Raw genomic sequence first — 20535 nt, 5'->3', positions numbered from 1 at the left:
GCGGGCAATGCTTGACACGCTTGCACGCGACCGTATTTCCCCTGATCAAGGTCGTCTCGAAATTGCCGTTATGCTGAAAGGATCACTGCGATTCCGGCGCATGGCGGCATCGGCGAGGTGAAGCGCGCTGGCGATCGTTTTTTTCGATCGAAGCGCGGCACTTATTCGTGTTTTTGCGATCGGAGCTTACAAGCCGGTTTAAGGAGCGCGTATAAGTGCTTCAAATTGCTAATTTTTCGTTGTTTTACTACACTTGCGGAAACCTCTCGCCGCTCCCTACCGAACACCCATGAAAACCGACATGTTTTCGTCGCTAAAAGTGATCCACGGCGCGGCCCGCAGCACCGCTCTGTCGGTGGCCGCCTCCATGGTCATCGCAGCGGCGTTCGCCACGCCTGTCAGCACTTTTGCCGCCACGCCCGCTGCAACTGCAAAAACCTCCAAACACGCGAAAGCAGCCAGGAAGCCCGCCGCGGCCCCCGCCGACAAAGTGTCGAGCAAAAAGGCCGGCAAAGGCGCAGCCGCGAAGACCGTTGCCGCCGCTGATGACGGCGCGCCGCGCGCGAGCGCCAAGCGCAAGCGCGTGACGTATTCGTTGAACGGTCGCCACCACTCCGTGGTGCGCCGTGTCGCGTACGAACCGCGTTCGCCCACCGTCGGGCAGGCTTTCGGTCTGCACGAAACGCCGGATGCGCTGATGCTGCGTTCGAGCGTTGCCTACGTGATCGATCAGAACACCGGCGAATCGCTGTTCGACAAGAACTCGCGCGCCGTGGTGCCGATCGCGTCGATCACCAAACTGATGACCGCGATGGTGGTACTCGATTCGAAAGAGCCGATGACCGACCAGATCGAGGTCACCGACGAAGACCGCGATTACGAGAAAAACACCGGTTCGCGTTTGTCGGTGGGCTCGGTGCTCTCGCGGGAAGACATGCTGCATATCGCGCTGATGGCCTCGGAGAACCGTGCGGCCGCGGCCCTGTCGCGTTATTTCCCGGGTGGCCGGCCGGCATTTCTCGCGGCGATGAACGCGAAGGCCAAGCAGCTCGGCATGACCGATACGCACTTCGAAAACCCGACGGGTTTGACGAGCCAGAACGTGTCGAGCGCGCGCGACCTCGTGAAGATGGTCAACGCGGCGTATCAATATCCGTTGATCCGCAAGTTCTCGACCGATCGCAGCTACGAGGTGTACACCGGCAAGCGTTCGTTGGCGTACAACAGCACCAACGCGCTGGTGCGTAACCCGACGTGGGACATCGGTCTGCAAAAGACCGGCTTCATCAACGAAGCGGGCGAGTGCCTCGTCATGCAGGCGACCATCCACGGTCGTCCGATGATCATGGTGCTGCTCGACTCGTCCGGTAAGTACTCGCGCTTTGCCGACGCGACGCGTCTGCGCACCTGGCTCGATAACGGTGGCGATCAGCCGCGTATCACCAGCGCGGATGCCGGCGGCGCGGGCACCTGAAGCGCTCGGGTTGCTCTAGCGGCCGGTGGACGAACGAACCGGCTGGAAAAACAAAAGCCTCGCATCTGCGAGGCTTTTTTCTTGAGCCGGAGAAGCAACCAGCGGCTTATGCGTGGTGGGAATGCGTATGCTCCTGCGGCGCTTGCGGCCGATAACCGAGCGACGCGGAAATCAATAGTGCCGTTTGACTCAGTTGCCCAAGCCACGAGTCCTGCAAGCGGTCCGCCGGGGCTGATAGCGAGAGACCCGCGACCAACTTGCCGGTGTCGTCGTAAATCCCGGCTGCGATGCAGCGCACGCCCAGTTCCAGTTCTTCGTTATCGCGCGCGCAGGCTTGCTGGCGCACGTGCGACAACTCCCGCTCCAGCTTGGTCAGATCGGTGATGCTGTTCTGCGTGTGGCCGGACAGGCCGGTGCGCGTGGCGTACGCCCGCACGCGGGTCGATTCGTCCGCGGCGAGGAAAAGCTTGCCCACTGAGGTCAGATGCAGCGGCGCCCGGCCGCCAATGGCACGCACCACCTGCATGCCGGAGCGCTCGGAATAGGCGCGTTCTATGTAGACGATCTCGTCGCCCTGACGGACCGACAGATTGACCGTCTGCCCCGTCTGACGGTGCAGTTCGCGCATCGGCGTGAGCGCCGCGTCACGCACCGACAGCCGCGCCTTCACCAGATTGCCCAGTTCGAGCAGGCGCATACCGAGACGGTAGGTGCCGGGATCCGACCGGTCGACCAGCCGGCACATCACCATATCGTTCAGGATGCGGTGCGCGGTGGACGGATGCAGCTCCGTGCGGATGGCGAGTTCTTTCAGGCTGACCGGGTCGCTATGCGCAGCGAGTGCGTCGAGCAAGCGCATCATGCGTTCGATCACCTGGATCGACGTTTTGGGATCCGGGTTCGTATCGCTCATGGGAGGAATCGGTTGACGCGTCAAACAGCGGAAATTGATTGTATCCCGTATTGTGAAAAGAAGGAAAGCGGTTGGAACGCCTATTCCAATTTAACGTGGCATTCGTCCTATGCCTTCCGGCCGTTGGTATTGTGCGGCAAACAGCGGATAATCAGGCACGTTTTCCCCGAGGAGGGCTCATGCGAGTCGGATTGTTCGTTACCTGCCTGATCGACCTGATGCGTCCGGAGATCGGTTTTTCGGTCATCAAGCTGATCGAAGGCGCCGGTTTCGAGGTGGTGGTCCCACCCGCGCAAACCTGTTGCGGGCAGCCCGCGTACAACTCGGGCGACCGGCGCATCGCGCGCGATCTGGCCGAGAAAACCTTGCGTGAATTCGAACAGTTCGACTACGTGGTGGTGCCATCCGGTTCGTGCGGCGGCATGATCCGCGCGCACTACGGCGACCTGTTCGCCAACGATCCTGAACTGATGAACCGCTTCGGCCGGCTGCGAGCCAAGGTGTTCGAGTTGACCGATTTCCTTGTCAATGTGGCCAAGGTGCAGTTACAGCCGCGCGAGTTCGCGGGCGAGGTGACGTACCACGATTCCTGCTCGGGGCTGCGCGAACTCGGCGTCAAGGCCCAGCCGCGCGCGCTGCTCGCCCAGGTTGGCGTGGCAGTGACCGAAATGAAGGATTGCGAGCACTGCTGCGGCTTTGGTGGCACCTTCGCGATCAAGTACGGCGACATCTCGACGGTGATCGTCGACGAGAAATGCGCGAATATCAGTGCGAGCGGCGCCGGCGCGGTGGTGCTAGGCGACCTCGGCTGCATGCTCAATATTGAAGGCCGCTTGCGGCGCACCGGCGACACCACCACCCGCGTGCTACACATCGCCCAGGTGCTGGCCGGCGACGCGTAAAGGCGCGGTCGTACGCCAAGCCGCGCACTTCATTCGGCGCATCCCATTCGCGCACTTCATATGGAACACGCTCAAGGCCGCCATGCAAGTCCAAACGATGCAATTCAAGGCCCGCGCGGGCCAGAAGCTCGCCGACCAGCGTCTGCAGCAGAACCTCACCAAACTGTCGACCAAGTTCGTGTCGGCCCGCGCCGCGGCCATTACCGAGATCGATTTTCCCGCCACCCGCGCCGCGCTGAAGGAGCGCCGCGATCGCGCGCTGGAGAATCTCGACGTCTGGCTTGAAACCTTCGAACGCGAAGCGACCCGGCGCGGCGTTACGGTGCTGTTCGCGGAGACGACCCACCAGGCCGCGCGCCTCGTCGGCGATATTGCGCGCCGGCACGATGTGAAAAAGGTGATCAAGACCAAGTCGATGGTCACCGAGGAAATGCGCCTGAACGAAGTGCTCGGGCAGATGGGCGTTCAGTCGATCGAAACCGATCTGGGCGAATACATTCTGCAGATCAACGACAACGAACCGCCGAGCCACATCATCGCGCCGGTGGTCCATAAAGATAAGGACGAGATCGCCGATCTGTTCGCGAAGACGCACGGCCGGCCGCGCCTGACCGAGATCCCCGACATGACGCGGGAAGCGCGCGAGATGCTGCGTCCGCACTTCATGACCGCGGACATGGGCGTGACGGGCGGCAACTTCGTGGTGGCGGAGACGGGTTCTGTGGTGCTGGTCACGAACGAGGGCAACGAGGGCATGTGTACGGTGATGCCGCGCGTGCATGTTGCGGTCACTGGCATCGAGAAGGTCTTGCCGACCCTGGAAGATCTGGCGACGGCGATGCGTCTGTTGCCGCGCTCGGCAACCGGCCAGGCGACGTCGAACTATTTTTCCGTGCTGACGGGGCCGCGCGCCGTGGGGGATCAGGACGGTCCTGAGCACATGTACGTCGTGCTGGTCGACGGCGGGCGCACGGGGCTGATCGGTGGCGACTTCCAGGAGATGCTGCGCTGTATCCGTTGCGGCGCCTGCATGAACCATTGCCCGGTGTACCAGAAAGTGGGCGGTCATGCGTACGGCTGGGTTTATCCCGGGCCGATGGGATCGGTGCTGACGCCGAGCTACGTGGGAATCGATAAGGCGCTCGATCTGCCTCAGGCCGCGACCTTGTGCGGCGAGTGCAACAGCGTATGTCCGGTAGGAATTCCACTGTCCGATCTGCTGCGCAAGTTGCGCGAGAAGCAAGTGGAGCGGCACCTACGGCCTTGGCGCGAGCGGGCGGGGCTGGCGGTGTGGGGTTTCCTCGCGCTGCACCCGGAGGCTTATGCGCTGTTCACCAAGCTAGCGGTTCGCGTGCTGGAGCGAATGGGCGGGCGAAATCGTTCGATCGCGAAGCTGCCGTTGGGCGGTGCAGGCTGGACCAATACGCGGGATATGCCGGCGCCGGTCGGCCGCACCTTCAGAGAGCTGTACGCCGCGCAACGCAGTCATATCGGCTGAGCAGGCGGGGCGCGCTGGCGTCATATTGGCGTGACTGTCGGAGCATGGCGCGAACTGGCCCCGCCTGCCGCCGGGGCCCTCTGGGTGAGATTAGTGGTCCGACATTCCACCGGGCTGTCGGCCGGAAGGGTTTATGGCCGGCGCGTTACCTCTGTTGCCGCGCCCATTGCTATTGCCCGCCTGCTGTGGCGGCGGGGGCGGTGGCGGACCGCCGGCGCCCGGACGCGGTGCATTCGATCCACTCGGCCCCCGTGGTCCGCCAACGGCACCTTGAGGCGGAGGTCCTCCACGTGCGCCGCCGCCGTTTGGCTGACCGTGCCAGCCACCGTTGCCACCATTGTCACCGTGGTCGCCGTGGTCGCCGTGGTCGCCGTTGTTCCCATGATTGCCGTTATTCGGCCGGCCCCGGTCCGGATAACCCGGATAACCTCGATAACCCGGTCCCGGCCCAGAGTAGCGGCCCGGCCCGTCGTAATAGCCCGGGCCCGAGTAGTTGCCATAGCCCATGTAGACGTTGGTTTGCGGTACAACCGGCACGCCGGTGGCGTAGCCGTCGTAACTGTCATAGCCGCTGTAACCGTTGCCGTACATCGGCGTGCCGTCCGGATAGACTGCGCAGCCGCCGAGCAAGGCAGCGACCGCGAGTCCGACGAGTGGAGCGAATCGTTTCATTTGGTGGACCCGTGCGAGAATTTTATGTCTCTGTAAGACAGCTATTATCGCTAACCGTCGCACCAGCTTTGTATGTGTTTGTAAGGATTTCTTTTCCGTGCCAGGACCATCCCAATGTCCTGTGCGGCGAAATCGTCAATGAATGTGCCCTCCAACGCAACGCTGTATCTCGCGCCGATGGGTTTTTCCCGATTGCGAATTTCTATAGCATGTCGAATAGGCATAGTGGGTCGCAAGCTCATGAGCTCTTAATCGGACGAAACGACATCATGAAAAAGATAATATCGGTGTACTGGCCCTTTGCCATCGTTGTGCCGCTTGCCGTGGCGGCCTCTCTGCATATTCGCGGCGACGCCGCTTCCCGCGCGTCGCAAGCCCCGCTGGCTGCCGGGCAACTGACCGCAGAACTGGCGCGCGCCGTCTCGTATGGCATGGTTGACAGCGGCCCAACGCTGCCGGCCAAACCCAGACGTGCCGTGACGGCCATGCCGGTGGCCGAAGCATCTTGATAAGCGCAACAGGGTCGCACACCGCCGCGCACACATTGCTCCGGCCGGAGAGTCGGGACCACGCCCGGCCGGTTCAATGCGGAGTGCGGCGCGTTTTGGCCGAGCTTTGTATAATCGCGGCACCGTTTCCTAACTTGCCGATTCGCCCGCGCTTAGCGTCTGAAAAGCCTCTGATGAAAACCGTGTCCATCTGCTTTGTCTGTCTCGGGAACATCTGCCGTTCGCCGACCGCGGAAGGCGTGATGCGCCATCTGGTCGCTGAGGCGAAGCTCGCGGAGCGCATCCTGATCGATTCCGCCGGCACGGGCGACTGGCACATCGGCCAGCCGCCTGACGACCGCGCGCAACATGCCGCAGGCCGTCGCGGTTATGCACTGGCCGGCTTGCGCGGACGCCAGATCGCGGCAGCCGATTTCGAGCGTTTCGATCTTTTGATCGCGATGGACGACAAAAACGTCGCCGCACTGCGCCAAGCCTGTCCGGCGGAGCAGCGCGACAAAATCCGCCTGCTGATGGAGTTCGTGCCCGAAGCGGATAGCCGTTGGGGGGGCGCCCGTGAAGTCGTCGATCCGTATTTTGGAGACGCGGAAGGTTTCGAGCAGGTGTTGGATCAATGCGAAGCAGCCTGTCGAGGTCTGATCGCAGCGTTGCGTCCCCAATTGATGGCATAAGTCCGACCGGGCAGCGCTCGGCTTATCTAGCAATTAAGCAAATGACCCAAATCACGGTAGGGATACTTGACTAATTCAGTCATGTATTTATACTTGACCAAACTTGTCGAGAATTGCGGTTCCCACACCCTATGAGACTCACTACGAAAGGTCGTTTCGCCGTCACGGCGATGATTGACCTGGCACTGCGCCAGGAGCAGGGCCCGGTGACGCTTGCGGGTATTAGCCAGCGCCAACACATCTCGCTGTCCTACCTGGAGCAGTTGTTTGGCAAGCTGCGTCGTCACGAAATCGTCGAGTCCGTGCGCGGACCGGGCGGCGGCTACAATCTGGCCCGCCGCGCTGAAGATGTGACCGTCGCCGACATCATTATCGCGGTCGACGAGCCGCTCGACGCCACCCAATGCGGTGGCAAGGGCTCGTGCGAGGGCACCAAACAGCACGACGGCCACTGCATGACGCACGAATTGTGGTCGACGCTGAACCAGAAAATGGTCGAGTACCTGGATTCGGTCTCCCTGAAGGATCTGGTGGATCAGCAGCGTTCGCGCGAAGGCGTGCCGGCGGTGTTGCGCGACCGGCGCAATGAGGCGCCGGCGGTCGAACCCGCCCGCGTCGTGCCGAAAGGGCCAAATTCTGTTTTCAACATGGCCGGTTCCTAGGCGCGGCAATCTGAATGTACCGCCGCCTGATAGAGAACCCAGAAGCCAGAGCAATGACGTCCCCGGAGCAATTGATGAACAACGACACTCTCCACCTGCCCATTTACATGGACTACAGCGCGACGACGCCGATCGATCCGCGTGTGGTGGACAAGATGATTCCGTACTTGCGCGAGCAGTTCGGCAACCCCGCATCGCGCAGCCACTCGTATGGCTGGGCTGCGGAACGTGCGGTTGAAGAAGCGCGCGAGAACGTCGCGGCGCTGGTGAACGCTGATCCGCGCGAAATCATCTGGACCTCGGGCGCGACGGAGTCGGACAACCTCGCGATCAAGGGTGCCGCCCACTTCTATAAAAGCAAGGGCAAGCACATCATCACGGTGAAGACGGAGCACAAGGCTGTGCTCGACACCTGCCGCGAGCTCGAACGCGAAGGCTTCGAAGTCACCTATCTGGATGTGAAAGACGACGGTCTGATCGACCTCGAAAAGTTCAAGGCCGCGCTGCGCCCGGATACGATTCTGGTTTCGGTCATGTCGGTGAACAACGAAATCGGTGTGATCCAGGACATCGAAGCGATCGGCGAAATCACGCGGGAAAAGGGCATCATTTTCCACGTCGACGCCGCGCAAGCCACCGGCAAGATCGCAATCGATCTGCAAAAGCTGAAGGTCGACCTGATGTCGTTCTCGGCGCATAAGACGTACGGTCCGAAGGGTATCGGCGCGCTGTACGTGCGTCGCAAGCCGCGTATCCGTATTGAAGCGCAGATGCACGGCGGCGGTCACGAGCGCGGCATGCGTTCGGGCACGCTGGCTACACACCAGATCGTCGGCATGGGTGAAGCGTTCCGTATCGCGCGCGAAGAAATGGCGACGGAAAACGAACGTATCCGTATGCTGCGCGACCGTCTGTTGCGCGGCTTGCAGGACATGGAAGAAACCTATGTGAACGGCGACATGGAAAAGCGTGTGCCGCACAACCTGAACATCAGCTTCAATTTCGTCGAAGGCGAATCGCTGATCATGGCGGTGAAGGACGTGGCGGTGTCGTCGGGCTCGGCTTGTACGTCGGCTTCGCTGGAACCGTCGTATGTGCTGCGCGCATTGGGCCGTAACGACGAACTCGCGCACAGCTCGATCCGCTTCACGGTGGGCCGCTTCACGACCGAGCAGGATGTCGATTACGTGATCAACCTGCTGAAGAACAAGATTTCAAAGCTGCGCGACTTGTCGCCGCTGTGGGAAATGCACAAGGACGGGATCGATATTTCGACGATCCAATGGGCAGCGCACTGACGCGCCGGCAGGATATCGAAGCAACGTCGAACTCATCGAATTGCAATTAGCAGGTTGAAACGGATCAAGGAGTGTCATCATGGCTTATAGCGACAAGGTTCTGGACCACTACGAAAACCCGCGCAACGTCGGTTCCTTCGCGAAGGACGACGATGCAGTCGGCACCGGCATGGTCGGCGCGCCCGCGTGCGGCGACGTGATGAAGTTGCAGATCCGCGTGGGCGCGGACGGCATCATCGAAGACGCGAAGTTCAAGACGTACGGCTGCGGTTCGGCGATCGCGTCGAGTTCGCTCGTCACCGAATGGGTGAAGGGCAAGACGCTCGACCAGGCAATGACGATCAAGAACACGCAGATCGCCGAAGAACTGGCGCTGCCGCCGGTGAAAATCCACTGCTCGATTCTCGCGGAAGACGCAATCAAGGCAGCGGTCGCCGACTACAAGCAACGCCATGGCGCAGCTGTCGTCGAAAGCGACAAGCAACACGCTTAAGCGGTGGTCGAGCGCGGGTGAGTGCGCAGTGGAGTGACTCGAAGCGGGCGGTGCAGGTAAAAAAGCGCCACCTGGCTTGAGCGATATTTGGTGCAGGCAGGGTAGCAGTGCGTCAGGAGGCATTTGAATGCCGAACACGCGCGGGGCAATGAGAAACGCTATGGCAATTACGTTGACCGAAAAGGCAGCACAGCACGTCCAGAAGTATCTGACTCGTCGCGGCAAGGGCGTCGGGTTGCGCTTGGGCGTGCGCACGACCGGCTGCTCGGGTTTGGCCTACAAACTCGAGTACGTGGATGAACTCGCGGCCGAAGACGAAGTGTTCGAATGCAACGGCGTGAAGATCATTGTCGACCCGAAGAGCCTCGCCTATATCGACGGCACAGAACTCGACTTCGCACGCGAAGGGTTGAACGAAGGCTTCAAGTTCAACAACCCGAACGTAAAGGACGAGTGCGGTTGCGGCGAGTCGTTCCGCGTGTAACTTGGAACATTTCCGCGTGCAGCGGACAAAAGGCGGCGCGGGCCGCCTTTTTAGTTTGATCCGCGCATCGGGTTCGCTGAACGTACCGCTGAATCGCTGCTGCTCTTTCGATCCGCGTTTTTAGCCTGCACTCCGGTGCGTTTTCCTGAACGGACTCCTTTTATCCGATGGCCTCGCTGAACGACAGCCACTTCGACCTGTTCGATCTGCCGGCGCAATTCGCGCTCGACGCATCGGCGCTCGATCACGCCTACCGCACGGTGCAAGCGCAGGTCCATCCGGACCGCTTCGCGGCGGCCGGCGACGCGCAGAAGCGCATCGCGATGCAATGGGCGACACGTACTAACGAGGCGTATCAGACGCTGCGCGATCCGCTAAAGCGCGCGACCTATCTGCTGCACCTGCGCGGCATCGACGTCGGCGCGGCGAACAATACCGCGATGGAGCCGGCGTTCCTGATGCAGCAGATGGAGTGGCGTGAAGGCATCGAAGACGCGGCTGCGGCGAAGAACGTCGATGCGCTCGACGCCTTGCTGATCGAATTGCGCGACGAAGAGCGCATGCGTTTCGACAAGCTCGGCGCGCTGCTCGACAGCGGTGTGAATCAGGCGGCGGGCGAGGCGGTCCGGCAATTGATGTTCATCGAGCGGGTGGCGTCGGAAATCGGCACGCAGATCGAGCGGCTCGAAAACTAGCGGTCCGGCGTGTGCCGACGCCGCGCATGAATGCAGCCATAACAGTCGTAGCATTACATCCAGCAACGCGAAAATTCAGGACGGGGCAAAGCAGCCCCGAGAAGATCCAGATGGCCTTACTGCAAATCTCCGAACCCGGCATGGCGCCGGCGCCCCATCAGCGGCGTCTCGCGGTCGGTATCGATCTCGGCACCACCAATTCCCTCGTCGCCGCCGTGCGCAGCGGCGTGCCCGACGTGCTGCCCGACGAGGACGGCTATGCGCTGCTGCCGTCGGTGGTGCGTTACCTGGAAAAGGGCGGCCGCCGTATCGGCCGCGCGGCCAAGGCTGAAGCCGCGCTCGATCCGCGCAACACGATCGTGTCGGTCAAGCGCTTCATGGGCCGCGGCAAGGCGGAAGTGGAAGGTGCCGAAAACGCGCCCTACGATTTCGTCGACGCGCCCGGCATGGTGCAGATCCGCACCGTCGACGGCGTGAAAAGCCCGGTCGAAGTATCGGCGGAAATCCTCGCCACGCTGCGTCAGCGTGCGGAAGACTCGCTCGGTGACGAGCTGGTCGGCGCGGTCATCACGGTGCCCGCGTATTTCGACGAAGCGCAGCGCCAGGCGACCAAGGATGCTGCGCGTCTGGCCGGCCTGAACGTGCTGCGTCTGCTGAACGAGCCGACGGCGGCTGCGATCGCCTACGGTCTTGATAACGGCTCCGAGGGTCTTTACGCGGTCTACGACCTGGGTGGGGGCACCTTCGATCTGTCGATTCTGAAACTCACCAAAGGGGTGTTCGAAGTGCTGGCCGCGGGTGGCGATTCCGCGCTCGGCGGCGACGATTTCGACCACGCCCTGTATCGCCACGTGCTTGAGCAGGCGGGCATCGCGCCGCACACGCTCGCACCGGAAGACGTCCGCCTGCTGTTGGACAACGTGCGCGTGACCAAGGAGGCGCTGTCCGATGCGCCTGATGCAAGGCTACAGGCGACGCTCGCCAACGGCACCCAGCTCGATCTGACGATCGACGAGGCCACTTTCGAGACCATTACTCAGGCGCTGGTTCAACGCACGCTTGGGCCCACGAAAAAAGCCCTGCGCGACGCCAAGGTCGCCACGAAGGACATCAATGGCGTGGTGCTGGTCGGCGGTGCGACGCGCATGCCGGTGATCCGCCGCGCAGTCGAGTCGTTTTTCGGCCAGCCGCCGCTGATCAATCTCGACCCGGATCAGGTCGTCGCGCTCGGCGCGGCGATCCAGGCCGATCTGCTCGCGGGCAACCGTGGCGCGGAGGGTGACGACTGGCTGCTGCTCGACGTGATTCCGCTGTCGCTCGGCGTCGAAACGATGGGCGGTTTGACCGAGAAGATCATCCCGCGCAATTCGACCATTCCGGTCGCGCGCGGGCAGGATTTCACGACCTTCAAGGACGGCCAGACGGCGATGGCGATCCATGTCGTGCAAGGCGAGCGCGAGCTCGTCAGCGATTGCCGTTCGCTCGCCCGTTTCGAACTGCGCGGCATTCCGCCGATGGCGGCCGGCGCGGCGCGGATTCGCGTCACGTATCAGGTCGACGCGGACGGCCTGCTGTCCGTGTTCGCGCGTGAACAGGGCTCGGGCGTGGAAGCGTCGGTGGTGGTCAAGCCATCCTACGGTCTTGCCGACGACGACATCGCCAGGATGCTTGAAGAGAGCTTCTCGACCGCCGAAGTCGACATGCGCGCCCGCGCGTTGCGCGAGGCACAAGTCGAAGCACGGCGTCTGGTCGAAGCCACCGACGCCGCGCTTGCCGCCGACGCCGAATTGCTCGACGACAGCGAACGGGCCGAACTCGATACGCTGCTCGCCGCGTTGCGCAATATCGCTGCAAGCGAGGACGTGGTCGCGATCGAAGCCGCGACCCAAGCGCTCGCCGAAGGTACCGACGAATTCGCCGCTCGCCGCATGAACAAGGGCATTCGCCGCGCACTGGCCGGCCGCAAGCTCGACGAGATCTGAACCTTGCGGTAGCGCAAGTGCGGCGCCGAGCCCGCAGCCGGAGCGCCCGCAGCCGGGACGCCCGGGAATTTGGATTCGCGCGGCGCGGACTTAAAAAGTCCGCGCGGCGCCAGTAAAATGGTACGGAGCCTGTTTGCGGCAGCCGTGCCGCAGACCCAAACGGAAAATGTATGCCTCAAATCGTTGTGCTGCCTCACGTCGAACTGTGCCCGGAAGGCGCGGTGATCGATGCCGTGCCCGGCAAGAGCATCTGCGACAGTCTGCTCGAACACGGCATCGAAATCGAGCATGCTTGCGAGAAGTCCTGCGCGTGCACGACGTGTCACGTGATCGTGCGTGAGGGTTTCGCCGCCTTGACGCCGTCCGAGGAAGACGAGGACGATCTGTTGGACAAAGCGTGGGGGCTCGAACCGGCCTCGCGCCTGTCGTGCCAGGCGAGGGTGCCGGCGGAGCAGGATCTGGTCGTTGAAATTCCGCGTTACTCGATCAATCACGCGAAGGAAAATCACTAACTGGAGGATGCAGCCATGAAGTGGACCGATACGCAAGACATCGCGATGGCCCTGACTGACAAGCACCAGGACATCGATCCGCAGCAGGTGCGCTTCACCGATTTGCACCGTTGGGTCACCGAGCTGGAAGGTTTCGACGACGACCCTAACCGGTCGAACGAAAAGATCCTCGAAGCGATTCAGGCTGCATGGATCGAAGACGCGGATTACTGAGCACAAGTACTGAGTTTTACGCCGGCGGCGCAGCGCGATTGATTCCGCTCCGGCCGCGGCAAAGAAAAAGGCGATTCCATCGGAATCGCCTTTTTAACGCCTGGAGAATTTCAGGCTGCCAGTGGTCAGCTTGCCACGAGCGTGCCGTTTTCGACCCGCACGCGCTGGCCTTGCTGGAACGGCGGCGCTTCGTGATAAGTGAAGTAGCGCGTTTTGCCGTTTTCCATGCGTACCCGCACCGAATACGACGTCGTGCTGCGGATGTGCTTTTCGACCGAGTTGCCAGCCAGGCCACCGCCGAGCGCACCCAGCACAGTCATCGCGGCACGGCCGTTGCCGCTGCCGAACTGATTACCCACTACGCCCCCGGCCACTGCGCCGCCGACCGCACCGATACCGGTGCCGTGGCCTTCCTGCCGCACCGCCGAGATGGCGGCGACCGTGCCGCAGGTCGAGCAGTAAGCCGGTTGCGACGGCTGTTGCTGAGCGTACTGCGGCGCCGGCTGGGCTTGTTGCTGCTGGGCGTACTGCTGTTGCTGTGCCGGCGTCGGTGCGCGTTCAGGCGCCTGTTGCTGCGCGGCCTGTTGCGTTGCTGCCTGTGCGGCTGCCTGCGTGGTTGCCTGCTGTGTGGCCAAATTTGCCGGGGCTGCGGAATCGACCACACCAGGTTGCGTGGTCACTTGCGCAGCCTGAGTCTGATCGGTTTGCGCGCCGTTGCTCGACGCCTTCGGGAACAGGCCCGTAACAGCTGCCGTCGCGGCGAGACTGGCGATGATGACCGCGCCTGCCGCGGTAGCGACGAGTGGGTGAAGACGACGTGGTTGCGTGGTTTTGGTATCTGGATTATCCATATTGGCCTCCGTCTGGAGCAGAGTCGGTTGTTGTTGAGACCGAGTGTCGGGGAAATCGATCCCGGGAGGGTTTCAATTTGTAACCATTTCCGGGCAATCATCGCGACCAGGTCGCGTCAAAGCGCCTCGCGCGCGGCGGGGTGCCTGATTTCTTTAGGGGAAGCCGCAGGCGAGGAGAACGGCAGCCCGGTGGTCGACTCGCACCTTTTACCGATGGTTACAAACCGTCAGCTGGCGGCAGGCGGTGCGTTTCACGCGCTGCAAGAAGAAATGCCCGGCATCGAGCCGGGCATTTCTTTAATGCGAGCAGCGCAAGGATCAGTCTTCGCGGCGCAGATGCGGGAACAGAATCACATCGCGGATGCTCGGGCTGTCGGTCAGCATCATCACCAGACGGTCGATGCCGATGCCGCAACCGCCGGCCGGCGGCATGCCGTATTCCAGCGCGCGGATATAGTCGGCGTCGTAGAACATCGCTTCTTCGTCGCCGGCGTCTTTCTGGTCGACCTGCTTCTTGAAGCGCGCGGCCTGGTCTTCCGGATCGTTCAGCTCCGAGAAGCCATTGGCGATTTCGCGGCCGGTGATGAACAGCTCGAAACGCTCGGTGATGCCGGCGACCGTATCCGACTCGCGCGCCAAAGGCGACACTTCAATCGGGTAGTCGATGATGTACGTCGGCTCCCACAATTGCGACTCGGCCGTCTCTTCGAACAGCGCCAGTTGCAATGCCCCGACGCCCGCGTTCAGGAACTGCGGCTGCGAAGCGTTCACGCCGAACTTCTTCAGCTCGGTGCGCAGGAATGCGTCGTCGGCGAGTTGCGTGTCAGTGTACTCAGGCGCGTATTTCTGGATCGCCTGGCTGATCGTCAAGCGATGGAACGGCTTGGCCAGATCGAGCTCGCGGCCCTGGTAGCTGATCGTGGCGCTGCCGAGCGCGTCGATCGCCGCCTGGCGGATCAATTGCTCGGTGAAATCCATCAGCCATTTGTAATCGGTGTACGCCGCGTAGAACTCGATCATCGTGAATTCCGGATTGTGGCGCACGGAGACGCCCTCATTGCGGAAGTTACGGTTGATCTCGAACACGCGCTCGAAGCCGCCGACCACGAGGCGCTTCAGATACAGTTCCGGCGCGATGCGCAGGAACATTTGCATGTCGAGCGCGTTGTGGTGCGTGGTGAACGGCTTGGCCGCGGCGCCGCCCGGAATCGGATGCAGCATCGGAGTTTCGACTTCCATGAAGTCCGCATCGGCCATGAACTTGCGGATCGACGAAATCGCCTTGGTGCGCGCGACGAAGGTCTTGCGCGTTTCCGGCGTGACGATCAGATCGACGTAGCGCTGGCGATACTTCATTTCCTGGTCCGACAGGCCGTGGAACTTGTCCGGCAACGGACGCAGCGACTTCGACAGCAGACGCAGTTCGGTACACCGCACCGAGAGTTCGCCCTTGTTGGTGCGGAACAGCGCGCCGCGCGCCGCGACGATGTCGCCCATGTCCCACTTCTTGAAGGCGTCGTATGTTTCCTGGCCGACGTCGGCCGGCGTGATGAAGAACTGGATCTGACCGGAACCGTCGCGCACGGTCGCAAAGCTCGCCTTGCCCATCACGCGCTTGAGCATCATGCGGCCGGCGATCGCGACCTCGAGCGGATTCGCTTCGAGCGCTTCCTTGTCGGCATGCTCGTATTGCGATTGCAGATCTTCAGCGTGGTGCGTGGGACGGAAATCGTTCGGATAGGCGACGCCGTGCTCACGCAGTTCGCGCAGCTTTTCGCGGCGCTCGGCGATGATCTTGTTGTCGTCCACCTCGGGTACGGCATTTGGCTGGGCCGCATTCGGCTGGGCCGCAGTCGGCTGGGTCGGTTCGGTCATGATGATTTGGTATTCGGTGGCCCGCATCAGGATGGCTCGCATGCGGGTGGCCAGTCAGTAAAAAACCTCAGGCGGTAAAAAGAGACGGCGCGGCGATGCCATGCATGCCGCGCCGGTTGCGCTTAGACGCCTTGTTTCAGGCTGGCGCTGATGAACGGATCGAGGTCGCCGTCGAGCACGCTCTTGGTATTGCTGATTTCGACGTTGGTGCGCAGATCCTTGATACGGCTGTTGTCCAGCACGTACGAGCGGATCTGATGACCCCAGCCCACATCGGTCTTGCCGGCTTCGAGCTTGTCCTGCTCGGCCTGACGCTTGCGGATTTCCGCTTCGTACAGGCGCGATTTCAGCATGGCCATGGCTTCGGCGCGGTTGCGGTGCTGCGAGCGGTCGTTCTGGCACTGCACGACGATGCCCGACGGCATGTGCGTAATCCGCACAGCCGAATCGGTCTTGTTGATGTGCTGGCCACCCGCGCCGGACGCCCGGTAGGTGTCGATGCGCAGATCGGCCGGATTGATGTCGACTTCGATCGAATCGTCGACTTCCGGGTACACGAACACCGACGAGAACGACGTATGACGGCCGCCCGAGGAATCGAACGGCGACTTGCGCACGAGGCGGTGCACGCCGGTTTCGGTGCGCAAAAAGCCGTACGCGTATTCGCCTTCGATCTTGATCGTGGCGTTCTTGATACCCGCGACGTCGCCGTCGGTCTGTTCCAGCACTTCGGTCTTGAAGCCCTTGCGTTCGCAGTAGCGCAGATACTGGCGCAGCAGCATGGACGCCCAGTCGCACGCTTCGGTGCCGCCGGCGCCGGCTTGAATGTCGAGGAAGGCGTTGTTCGGATCGGCCGGGTTCGCGAACATCCGACGGAATTCCATGTCGGCGACGCGCGACTCGAGCCCTTGCGCATCCGTTTCACAGGCGAGGAGCGTTTCCTCGTCGTCTTCTTCGCGGGCCATTTCGAACAGATCTTGCGCATCGCGCAGATCGTTGTCGAGCGAGGTGATTTTGCCGACGACGTCGTCGAGCAGTTTCTTCTCCCGGCCGAGGGCCTGGGCGTGCTTCGAGTCGTTCCAGACGTCCGGGTCTTCGAGTTCCCGGTTGACTTCGATTAGACGCAGTGCTTTGTCGTCGTAGTCAAAGATACCCCCGTAGCGAGTCCGCGCGAGTGCGCAGGTCCGCCAGTGAGGCTTCGATCGCGTTGAGACGTTCCGCTTCCATGTCGATCTTTTATAGCTTCGTAAAAAGGGGAAATTATAGCCGATCGGCGCGCCGCGCCGGCGGCTCCTGAGCGATCCGGCGCGTGTTTGGGATTGATTTTGCTGTGTTTTTCAGCTCGCCGCGTGCTCGACGATCAATTGCACCCGCGACACGCCGTTCCAGGTGTCGCTCGCCAGCCGATAGGCGACGGTGGTGCGCGCCGGCAGCGTCTCGGTGTGGTTGAACCAGATCGCGTTGAAGCGCTGGCGGCCGCGCACGAGTTGCAGTTTCAGATGCTTGTCTTTTACCAGCGCCTGTGACGCGATGTCGAATTCGCCCGAAAACACCGGCGCCGGGAAGCCCTGGCCCCATACCGCGGCGTCGAGCATTTCGACGAACTGCGGCGTGAAGTAGGCGTCTTCGAGTTCGCCGTCGGTTTCGACCGTGCGCGAGAGTGCCTCTTCGGAGAGCCATTCGCGGCCCACTGCCTCGAACGCGGCGGTGAAGCGCGGCACGTCGGCGGCGGCGATCGTGAGGCCCGCAGCCATGGCGTGGCCGCCGAATTTGACGATCAGGCCAGGCTCGCGCTTCGAGATCAGGTCGAGCGCGTCACGCAGATGGAAGCCTGAGATCGAGCGGCCCGAGCCTTTGACGAGCTGGCCGCTGTCATTGGCCAGAGCGAAAGTGAACGACGGCCGGTGGAATTTTTCCTTCAAGCGTCCGGCGACAATGCCGATCACGCCCTGATGCCAGCTCGGATTGAACAGCGTGATGGTGGTCGCGCCGTCGGGATTGATCGCGGAGAGGTCCTCGAGCGCCTGCTGCTGCATGCCCGCTTCGATCTCGCGGCGCTCGCGGTTCATCGTGTCGAGCTGCTGCGCGAGGTCCCATGCGCGGCCGATGTCGTCGGTGGTCAGGCATTCGATCCCGAGCGACATGTCCGACAGGCGGCCGGCCGCGTTCAGGCGCGGCCCGAGTGCGAAGCCGAGGTCGAAGCCCGACGCACTGCGGGCGTCGCGCGCGGCGGCGCGAAAGAGGGCGGCGATGCCCGGTTGCATCTTGCCTTTGCGGATCCGCTGCAAACCTTGCGCGACCAGCACGCGGTTATTGCCGTCGAGCTTCACCACGTCGGCGACCGTGCCGAGCGCGACCAGATCGAGCAGGCCATCCAGACGCGGCTCGGGGAACGCATCGTTGAATGCGCCGCGGCGGCGCAATTCCGCGCGCAACGTCAGCAGCACATAAAACATCACCCCGACGCCCGCGATACATTTACTCGGGAACGTGCAGCCCGGCTGATTCGGATTGACGATCGCGCGCGCGTCCGGCAGTTCGTCGCCGGGCAGATGGTGATCGGTGACCAGCACGTCGATGCCGAGCGCGTTGGCCGCCTCCACGCCGTCGACGCTGGCGATGCCGTTGTCGACCGTGATTAGTAGTTCCGGCTTGCCCGACGCGCTGCGGGCGGCCAGCGCGACGATCTCCGGCGTCAGGCCATAGCCGTACTCGAAGCGGTTCGGCACCAGATACTCGATCTGGCCGCCGAACATCCGCAGGCCGCGCACCGCGACCGCGCAGGCAGTGGCGCCGTCGCAGTCATAGTCGGCGACCACCAGCATGCGGCGCTTGCCCTGAATCGCGTCGGCGAGCAGTGCGGCGGCGTCTTCGCAGCCTTTGAGTCCCGCGGGCGGCACGAGCCGCGCGAGACCGGTTTCGATTTCATCGGGCATGCACACGCCGCGGGCGGCGTACAGGCGTGCCAGCACCGGATGGAGGCCGTGGCGGGTGAGGACTTCGGCGTCGACCGGGGAGCCGGCGCGCGTAACGATTCGAGTCATTCGGAAAGGCCGTGGATCATTCGATGAAGAGCGAGGCGAGCACGCGCCGCCGCCAGAATTTGCGCAGGTCGCCACGCGTGACCTTGAGCGTCACCGAGCCGGTATCGCCGCATAGCGTCAGGCCGAGTTCGCTGAGTTGGCCGGCTTGCAGCGCTTCGAGCGCTGGCTCGAACCAGTCGGTTTGCAACGCGGCGAAGGCGTCGTTCCAGCGTGCCCAGTCCTGCTCGATGTAGGGTGCGGAGAAGGGATCGAGTTCGACCAGCGTAGTGCCGCTGGTGTTGGCATTTGCATGGGCTGCGGATGCGCTGCCCGAAGCAACAGCCGGTAGCGCGCCGAACGACGCGGGCGGCGCACCGGTCGCGACGCCCGCAGTCATGGCGAGGCCGCGCGTCGCCGCCGCGTCGGAGAACACCCGTGCGAAAGGGCTCGTCACGGGCTGCGCCGTGCCCTGGGCGTGAAACCAGATCGAGTTGACCGCCGGCAGGCCGCGCGCCTCGCGGGCTTCATTGACCGGATGCTCGAACCACGCCATTTGTACTTCGTTCTGCAGCTTCATCCATGCGCGCGAACGTTCGCCGGAATGCGCCTCGTGCGGCAGCCAGATTTCAATGTTGCGGCCGCTCGCGCGCAACGGCGACGCCCCTGCCAGGGTGCCGAAGCCGTCGCCTGACAAATACCAGCGCGCGGGCCGCGGCGCTTCGATGCGCACGCCGAGTTCCTCGATCAAGGGCCGGGCGACCGCCAGCAGCGCCGTGGCTTCGTCATCGGACAGTTCGAGCGAGGCCGGATCGATCAGCACCAGATGGTCATGCGCGATGCGTACGTGGACCGGCTGCACGCAGGCCCACGTCGCGGTGCCGGGTTCGCCGCCGTCGGCGCGCAGCATGTACGGAGCAAGCGGCGCTTCGTCGGCGGCGGCTGCTCCGCTGGGAAGGGCGCCGAACTGGCGCGCCACCCAGCGCTCGTGCGGCAGCGTGCGCTGAAAATCCTCGCCGACCACCCGTTCGACCAGCGTCGCGCGGGCGATCAGCCGGTCGAGCGCCGGACTCTGAATGGCGTGCAGGGCGGTGGAGGCGTCCGCTGCGGCGGGCAGCGCGAAGGGAAGGAGGAGATGAAGACGGTTGGCGTGCATGATGCTGCGCATTGTAGGGCAAAGAGTGCGAGTATTCCGTCCATATCGGCGGATTCGGGCGCCGCACCCGGGCCCTCCCGATGGCAGCAGCCGAGCGCGGCGGCACCGCGCCCATGACGACGGAGACGGACATGCCGCGTGAACTGAAAACCGAGCAGGAACTGCTTGGGCTGGTGGTCAAGGCGCTCGACGCCAACCCGGCCACGGCCGGCTGGATTCCGACCGGATTCCACGAGACCGTCGAAGACGAGGACGGCTGCAATTGGGATATCACCCACCTGCATCGCGACCGTAAGGACGCGGATGTGCGCGAAGTGGCGAGCAGCGAGGCGGCCGGGATCATCAACGATCTGCGCCGCCATTACAACCTGCGTTAGCGTCCGTGTCCGCTCAAAGGTAGCGCGGGCAGGCCGGTTTTCGCCACGAGCCCGGCGCTCACGGTCGCCGGCAGGCGGTTGCGCTCGCCGTGAACCGTATGCGCAGGGCCTTTGCGCGGGTGCGCCGCATTGTATGGCAAACTTCGCGCTTGATTGACGGCGGCGGCTGCAGCGGTGGAGCGGCGGCTTCGGTGGCGCGGGGTTTGCCAACGACGCCGGAAGACATTCCAGGGTACCGGAATGTCATACCGGAACCATCCGCCTTGCCGCGACACCAA

Annotated in this window: 21 protein-coding genes; 14 read left to right on the top strand and 7 right to left on the bottom strand. The window is 63.0% G+C overall.

Features of this window, described 5'->3' with window-relative positions:
- Nucleotides 1-289: 289 nt before the first annotated feature.
- Nucleotides 290-1474, top strand: a complete 1185-nt coding sequence (gene pbpG / locus ACAX43_RS09280; protein ID WP_370708086.1) for a D-alanyl-D-alanine endopeptidase — start codon at nt 290-292, stop codon at nt 1472-1474.
- A gap of 106 nt (nt 1475-1580) precedes the next feature.
- Here the strand turns inward: pbpG and ACAX43_RS09275 are convergent, their stop codons facing one another.
- Nucleotides 1581-2387, bottom strand: a complete 807-nt coding sequence (locus ACAX43_RS09275) for an IclR family transcriptional regulator (RefSeq protein WP_370708085.1) — start codon at nt 2385-2387, stop codon at nt 1581-1583.
- A 179-nt stretch (nt 2388-2566) separates the two neighbouring features.
- On the opposite strand from ACAX43_RS09275, the gene ACAX43_RS09270 reads away from it, so the two are divergent.
- Both ACAX43_RS09270 and ACAX43_RS09265 read left to right on the top strand, forming a co-directional pair.
- Nucleotides 2567-3289 carry a (Fe-S)-binding protein gene (locus ACAX43_RS09270; protein ID WP_370708084.1) on the top strand — a complete coding sequence of 241 codons (723 nt, stop codon included), beginning with the start codon at nt 2567-2569 and terminating at the stop codon, nt 3287-3289.
- A gap of 82 nt (nt 3290-3371) precedes the next feature.
- Nucleotides 3372-4787, top strand: coding sequence for a lactate utilization protein B (locus tag ACAX43_RS09265; RefSeq protein WP_370708083.1), 1416 nt, complete (start codon nt 3372-3374; stop codon nt 4785-4787).
- Nucleotides 4788-4877: 90 nt separating this feature from the next.
- On the opposite strand, the gene ACAX43_RS09260 is transcribed toward ACAX43_RS09265, so the two are convergent.
- Nucleotides 4878-5459: a hypothetical protein gene (locus tag ACAX43_RS09260; protein WP_370708082.1), complete on the bottom strand. Its 582-nt coding sequence runs from the start codon at nt 5457-5459 to the stop codon at nt 4878-4880.
- Between the two features lie 269 nt (nt 5460-5728).
- Between ACAX43_RS09260 and ACAX43_RS09255 the strand changes: the two genes are divergently transcribed.
- From ACAX43_RS09255 to iscX, 10 genes are all read left to right on the top strand, one after another.
- On the top strand, nt 5729-5968 hold the full coding sequence (locus ACAX43_RS09255; RefSeq protein ID WP_370708081.1) for a hypothetical protein: 240 nt from the start codon (nt 5729-5731) through the stop codon (nt 5966-5968).
- Between the two features lie 173 nt (nt 5969-6141).
- Nucleotides 6142-6639, top strand: a complete 498-nt coding sequence (locus ACAX43_RS09250) for a low molecular weight protein-tyrosine-phosphatase (RefSeq protein WP_370708080.1) — start codon at nt 6142-6144, stop codon at nt 6637-6639.
- Between the two features lie 131 nt (nt 6640-6770).
- Nucleotides 6771-7301, top strand: a complete 531-nt coding sequence (gene iscR, locus ACAX43_RS09245) for a Fe-S cluster assembly transcriptional regulator IscR (protein ID WP_370708079.1) — start codon at nt 6771-6773, stop codon at nt 7299-7301.
- A 74-nt stretch (nt 7302-7375) separates the two neighbouring features.
- Nucleotides 7376-8599: an IscS subfamily cysteine desulfurase gene (locus ACAX43_RS09240; RefSeq protein ID WP_370708078.1), complete on the top strand. Its 1224-nt coding sequence runs from the start codon at nt 7376-7378 to the stop codon at nt 8597-8599.
- Nucleotides 8600-8678: 79 nt separating this feature from the next.
- The gene (gene iscU / locus ACAX43_RS09235) at nt 8679-9092 is read left to right on the top strand and encodes a Fe-S cluster assembly scaffold IscU (protein ID WP_370708077.1); all 414 of its coding nucleotides are present in this window, start codon (nt 8679-8681) and stop codon (nt 9090-9092) included.
- Nucleotides 9093-9252: 160 nt separating this feature from the next.
- Complete coding sequence (gene iscA, locus ACAX43_RS09230; protein WP_370708076.1) at nt 9253-9576, top strand: iron-sulfur cluster assembly protein IscA; 324 nt, start codon at nt 9253-9255, stop codon at nt 9574-9576.
- 167 nt (nt 9577-9743) lie between these two features.
- Nucleotides 9744-10271, top strand: a complete 528-nt coding sequence (gene hscB / locus ACAX43_RS09225; protein WP_370708075.1) for a Fe-S protein assembly co-chaperone HscB — start codon at nt 9744-9746, stop codon at nt 10269-10271.
- A 110-nt stretch (nt 10272-10381) separates the two neighbouring features.
- Nucleotides 10382-12253, top strand: coding sequence for a Fe-S protein assembly chaperone HscA (gene hscA / locus ACAX43_RS09220; protein WP_370708074.1), 1872 nt, complete (start codon nt 10382-10384; stop codon nt 12251-12253).
- Between the two features lie 170 nt (nt 12254-12423).
- Nucleotides 12424-12765, top strand: coding sequence for an ISC system 2Fe-2S type ferredoxin (gene fdx / locus ACAX43_RS09215; RefSeq protein WP_370708073.1), 342 nt, complete (start codon nt 12424-12426; stop codon nt 12763-12765).
- Between the two features lie 15 nt (nt 12766-12780).
- Nucleotides 12781-12978 carry a Fe-S cluster assembly protein IscX gene (gene iscX, locus ACAX43_RS09210; protein WP_007181290.1) on the top strand — a complete coding sequence of 66 codons (198 nt, stop codon included), beginning with the start codon at nt 12781-12783 and terminating at the stop codon, nt 12976-12978.
- 125 nt (nt 12979-13103) lie between these two features.
- Here iscX and ACAX43_RS09205 read toward each other — a convergent pair whose 3' ends face one another.
- The 5 genes from ACAX43_RS09205 to ACAX43_RS09185 all read right to left on the bottom strand — a co-directional run bounded on the left by ACAX43_RS09205 (nt 13104) and on the right by ACAX43_RS09185 (nt 19892).
- The gene (locus ACAX43_RS09205) at nt 13104-13829 is read right to left on the bottom strand and encodes a glycine zipper 2TM domain-containing protein (protein WP_370708072.1); all 726 of its coding nucleotides are present in this window, start codon (nt 13827-13829) and stop codon (nt 13104-13106) included.
- A 318-nt stretch (nt 13830-14147) separates the two neighbouring features.
- Nucleotides 14148-15704 carry a lysine--tRNA ligase gene (gene lysS, locus ACAX43_RS09200; RefSeq protein WP_370708319.1) on the bottom strand — a complete coding sequence of 519 codons (1557 nt, stop codon included), beginning with the start codon at nt 15702-15704 and terminating at the stop codon, nt 14148-14150.
- A 122-nt stretch (nt 15705-15826) separates the two neighbouring features.
- Nucleotides 15827-16931, bottom strand: a protein-coding gene (prfB, locus tag ACAX43_RS09195) for a peptide chain release factor 2 (RefSeq protein ID WP_370708071.1) whose coding sequence is annotated in 2 segments (ribosomal slippage) — nt 15827-16849 and nt 16851-16931 — 1104 coding nt in all. Because the reading frame shifts where the segments join, the coding sequence is not laid out codon by codon here.
- A 110-nt stretch (nt 16932-17041) separates the two neighbouring features.
- The gene (recJ, locus tag ACAX43_RS09190; RefSeq protein WP_370708070.1) at nt 17042-18748 is read right to left on the bottom strand and encodes a single-stranded-DNA-specific exonuclease RecJ; all 1707 of its coding nucleotides are present in this window, start codon (nt 18746-18748) and stop codon (nt 17042-17044) included.
- 16 nt (nt 18749-18764) lie between these two features.
- Complete coding sequence (locus ACAX43_RS09185) at nt 18765-19892, bottom strand: regulator (protein WP_370708069.1); 1128 nt, start codon at nt 19890-19892, stop codon at nt 18765-18767.
- A gap of 68 nt (nt 19893-19960) precedes the next feature.
- Between ACAX43_RS09185 and ACAX43_RS09180 the strand changes: the two genes are divergently transcribed.
- Nucleotides 19961-20257, top strand: coding sequence for a hypothetical protein (locus ACAX43_RS09180; protein ID WP_370708068.1), 297 nt, complete (start codon nt 19961-19963; stop codon nt 20255-20257).
- The last annotated feature ends 278 nt before the right edge of the window (nt 20258-20535 follow it).

The organism is Paraburkholderia sp. IW21 (genome assembly GCF_041321145.1).
Lineage (GTDB): Bacteria > Pseudomonadota > Gammaproteobacteria > Burkholderiales > Burkholderiaceae > Paraburkholderia.
The sequence above is the reverse complement of the archived record's forward strand: the minus strand, read 5'-3'. Positions and strand labels throughout refer to the sequence as shown.

Bases quoted from the DNA above. Each gene is read 5' to 3' on its own strand.
- pbpG (WP_370708086.1), top strand. From the start codon at position 290: ATGAAAACCGACATGTTTTCGTCGCTAAAAGTGATCCACGGCGCGGCC.
- ACAX43_RS09275 (WP_370708085.1), bottom strand. From the start codon at position 2,387: ATGAGCGATACGAACCCGGATCCCAAAACGTCGATCCAGGTGATCGAA.
- ACAX43_RS09270 (WP_370708084.1), top strand. From the start codon at position 2,567: ATGCGAGTCGGATTGTTCGTTACCTGCCTGATCGACCTGATGCGTCCG.
- ACAX43_RS09265 (WP_370708083.1), top strand. From the start codon at position 3,372: ATGCAAGTCCAAACGATGCAATTCAAGGCCCGCGCGGGCCAGAAGCTC.
- ACAX43_RS09260 (WP_370708082.1), bottom strand. From the start codon at position 5,459: ATGAAACGATTCGCTCCACTCGTCGGACTCGCGGTCGCTGCCTTGCTC.
- ACAX43_RS09255 (WP_370708081.1), top strand. From the start codon at position 5,729: ATGAAAAAGATAATATCGGTGTACTGGCCCTTTGCCATCGTTGTGCCG.
- ACAX43_RS09250 (WP_370708080.1), top strand. From the start codon at position 6,142: ATGAAAACCGTGTCCATCTGCTTTGTCTGTCTCGGGAACATCTGCCGT.
- iscR (WP_370708079.1), top strand. From the start codon at position 6,771: ATGAGACTCACTACGAAAGGTCGTTTCGCCGTCACGGCGATGATTGAC.
- ACAX43_RS09240 (WP_370708078.1), top strand. From the start codon at position 7,376: ATGAACAACGACACTCTCCACCTGCCCATTTACATGGACTACAGCGCG.
- iscU (WP_370708077.1), top strand. From the start codon at position 8,679: ATGGCTTATAGCGACAAGGTTCTGGACCACTACGAAAACCCGCGCAAC.
- iscA (WP_370708076.1), top strand. From the start codon at position 9,253: ATGGCAATTACGTTGACCGAAAAGGCAGCACAGCACGTCCAGAAGTAT.
- hscB (WP_370708075.1), top strand. From the start codon at position 9,744: ATGGCCTCGCTGAACGACAGCCACTTCGACCTGTTCGATCTGCCGGCG.
- hscA (WP_370708074.1), top strand. From the start codon at position 10,382: ATGGCCTTACTGCAAATCTCCGAACCCGGCATGGCGCCGGCGCCCCAT.
- fdx (WP_370708073.1), top strand. From the start codon at position 12,424: ATGCCTCAAATCGTTGTGCTGCCTCACGTCGAACTGTGCCCGGAAGGC.
- iscX (WP_007181290.1), top strand. From the start codon at position 12,781: ATGAAGTGGACCGATACGCAAGACATCGCGATGGCCCTGACTGACAAG.
- ACAX43_RS09205 (WP_370708072.1), bottom strand. From the start codon at position 13,829: ATGGATAATCCAGATACCAAAACCACGCAACCACGTCGTCTTCACCCA.
- lysS (WP_370708319.1), bottom strand. From the start codon at position 15,704: ATGACCGAACCGACCCAGCCGACTGCGGCCCAGCCGAATGCGGCCCAG.
- recJ (WP_370708070.1), bottom strand. From the start codon at position 18,748: ATGACTCGAATCGTTACGCGCGCCGGCTCCCCGGTCGACGCCGAAGTC.
- ACAX43_RS09185 (WP_370708069.1), bottom strand. From the start codon at position 19,892: ATGCGCAGCATCATGCACGCCAACCGTCTTCATCTCCTCCTTCCCTTC.
- ACAX43_RS09180 (WP_370708068.1), top strand. From the start codon at position 19,961: ATGGCAGCAGCCGAGCGCGGCGGCACCGCGCCCATGACGACGGAGACG.